The following is a 2,481-nucleotide window of genomic DNA, read 5'->3' on the forward strand; positions in this document are numbered from 1 at the left end:
ATTCACACCATATGCGATTGCCCTGCCGCGTGCGAGGCGAGGGAGAGCTCGCCCCCCTCTCAGGTCCGGTTTGAACCCATCCCCTGCGAGCTGCGACAACGGTGAGAACCCGACGTCACGGAGCCCTATGTCATGTGCGGTACTCTAGCCTCCGCGCAAGCGCTTTCGCCTGCCAAAAGCTCTCTTCGCGCCATCTTCCTCGGCGCGGCGATGAGCCTTGCCTTCATCGTACCGGCCCTTGCCGGAGCTGATTGCGTGCTGGACAGCAAGGCTGCTCCCGCAGACCTGATCTCCGCGTGCAACGCCATCATCGACCAGACGGCAAACCCGGTATCGGAGCGCTCCCTGGCGCTGGTCGCTCGCGCCGAAGCCAATGCTCGGACCTCCGGGGGCCTGTCGCAGGCGCTGCGCGATCTCGACCGCGCCATCGCGCTCGACGGCAAGAACGCAAATGCCTGGCGCGTGCGCGGCGACCTCTTGCGCACGGCCGGCGGCGACCTCAATCGTGCCGCGGCGGATCTGACGAGAGCGATCGAGCTCGCGCCACAGGCTGCGGAAGCTTACCAGCTTCGCGGCGTCGTCTACACCAACCAGCATCGCTACGACCGCGCCATCGCAGATTACGATCAGGCCATCAAGCTGAAGGCCGATTTCGCCCAGGCCTGGTCCGACCGCGGAGCGACCTTCTATCTGCAAGGCGACTACGCCAAGGCCGTGGCCGATCTCAGCGAGGCGCTGCGCCTCGATCCGAACCGGCCGCGCAGCTACACCACCCGCGGCGCCGCCTACAAGAAGCTCGGCGAGCTCGACAAGGCGATCGCGGACGACAGCGAGGCGATCCGGCTCGATCCGAAGGTGCCTGAGTATTTCGACAACCGCGGTCTCACCTACGCCGCCATGAAGGAGTACGACAAGGCGATCGCCGACTACGACCAGGCGATCCGCCTCGAGCAGCGGGTGAACTTCCTGACCAACCGGGGCGATTCCTACCAGCTCAAGGGCGAACTCGGTGCTGCGCTGTCGGACTACAACGACGCACTGAAACTCGATCCGAAGTTCGCCAAGACCTACAACAACCGCGCCGTGCTCTACAAGAAGATGGGCGAGCGCCGGAAGGCGCTGGCCGACTACGAGGCGACGTTGCGGCTCGATCCCGCCAATGAAAACGCGACCAACGGCCGCCGCCTGATGATCGCCGAAATCGCGAAGTTCGGCGACGAGCCGGCCCGTGCGCTGAACGCCACCCCCAGCAACCCCTCGTTCGATTGCGCCACCGCAAAACGCGAAGTCGAGAAGGTGATCTGCGCCGATCCGCAGCTCGGCGTGCTCGACCGCCAGATCGCCGAGGCCTATGAGCGTGCGCTGAAATCCGCGAGCAAGCGCTCCGCTAACAGTCTGCGAAAATCCCAGCGCGAATTCCTGGCCGCGCGCGATGCGAGTTTCCGTCGTCCCGGCTATGATCTGAAGAAGGTCATGCAGGATCGCCTGCAGAAGCTGAATGCGATGGACAGCTGAGGCGTCTTCGCCTCTGCCCGCCTGCGGGGAGAGGCCGGAATTTGCGTCAGCAGATTCCGGGTGAGGGGTCTCGCCGCGAACTCCATCTCTTACCGTATTCGCCGATGCAGCCCCTCACCCCAGCCCTCTCCCCGTAAGAACGGGGCGAGGGAGCGCGCCGCCCATGCGGCAGTGGCGCGCCACCGCCAAGAAAACCCGCCCTTTTCGGCTTGAACCGCGGCCCGTTCCCGCGAAAATAGGCTGACAAGAAGGCCGGCAATTGATCCTGGTCATGGCGGGGCGCCTGCGCTGCCACAAGGGTCGGAGCCAGGCGAATAAAGGGAACGGGAGCGCGGGAATGAACATCCAGGGCAAGAGTCTCTATCACGAGGTCCATGCGCGCTCGCTGGCCGATCCCGAGGGCTTCTGGGCCGAGGCGGCCAAGGAGATCGACTGGATCGAGCCGCCGAAGAAGATCTTCGATCCGGCGCAAGGAACCTATGGTCGCTGGTTTGCCGGCGGCGTCGTCAACACCTGCTACAACGCGCTCGACCGCCACGTCGAACGCGGCCGCGGCGACCAGGTCGCGCTGATCCATGATTCACCGCTGGCGGGATCGGTCACCAAGCTCACCTATGCCGAGCTGCTGAAAGAGGTCCAGGCGCTCGCTGCCATCATGCAAGATTTCGGCGTCGCCAAGGGCGACCGTGTCATCCTCTACATGCCGATGGTGCCGGAGGCGGTGGTCGCGATGCTTGCCTGCGCGCGGCTCGGTGCGGTGCACTCGGTGGTGTTCGGCGGCTTCGCCGCGAAGGAGCTCGCCACACGGATCGACGACGCACAGCCGAAGCTCATCCTCTCCGCCAGCTGCGGCATCGAGCCCGGCCGCATCGTGCACTACAAGCCGCTGCTCGACGAGGCGATCAGGCTGGCCGGCAGCAAGCCCAAGGCCTGCATTGTGCTGCAGCGTCCGCAGCTCACCTGCGA

At 65.3% G+C, this 2,481-nt stretch carries 1 protein-coding gene and 1 pseudogene; both read left to right on the plus strand.

The genetic code is table 11. From position 1 onward, the window contains the following. The first annotated feature begins 132 nt into the window (after positions 1–132). A complete protein-coding gene (locus tag JHD07_RS25845) occupies positions 133–1,515 on the plus strand; it encodes a tetratricopeptide repeat protein (RefSeq protein WP_291627196.1) in 1,383 nt (460 codons plus the stop codon). A gap of 337 nt (positions 1,516–1,852) precedes the next feature. Beyond that, positions 1,853–2,481, plus strand: a pseudogene (locus JHD07_RS25850) (AMP-binding protein); the annotation flags it as partial.

It is taken from the genome of Bradyrhizobium sp. (genome assembly GCF_016462955.1).
In the GTDB taxonomy this organism is placed as follows: domain Bacteria; phylum Pseudomonadota; class Alphaproteobacteria; order Rhizobiales; family Xanthobacteraceae; genus Bradyrhizobium.

Excerpts from the sequence above, each read along its gene's own strand:
- JHD07_RS25845 (WP_291627196.1), top strand. The coding sequence starts at position 133 with ATGTGCGGTACTCTAGCCTCCGCGCAAGCGCTTTCGCCTGCCAAAAGC.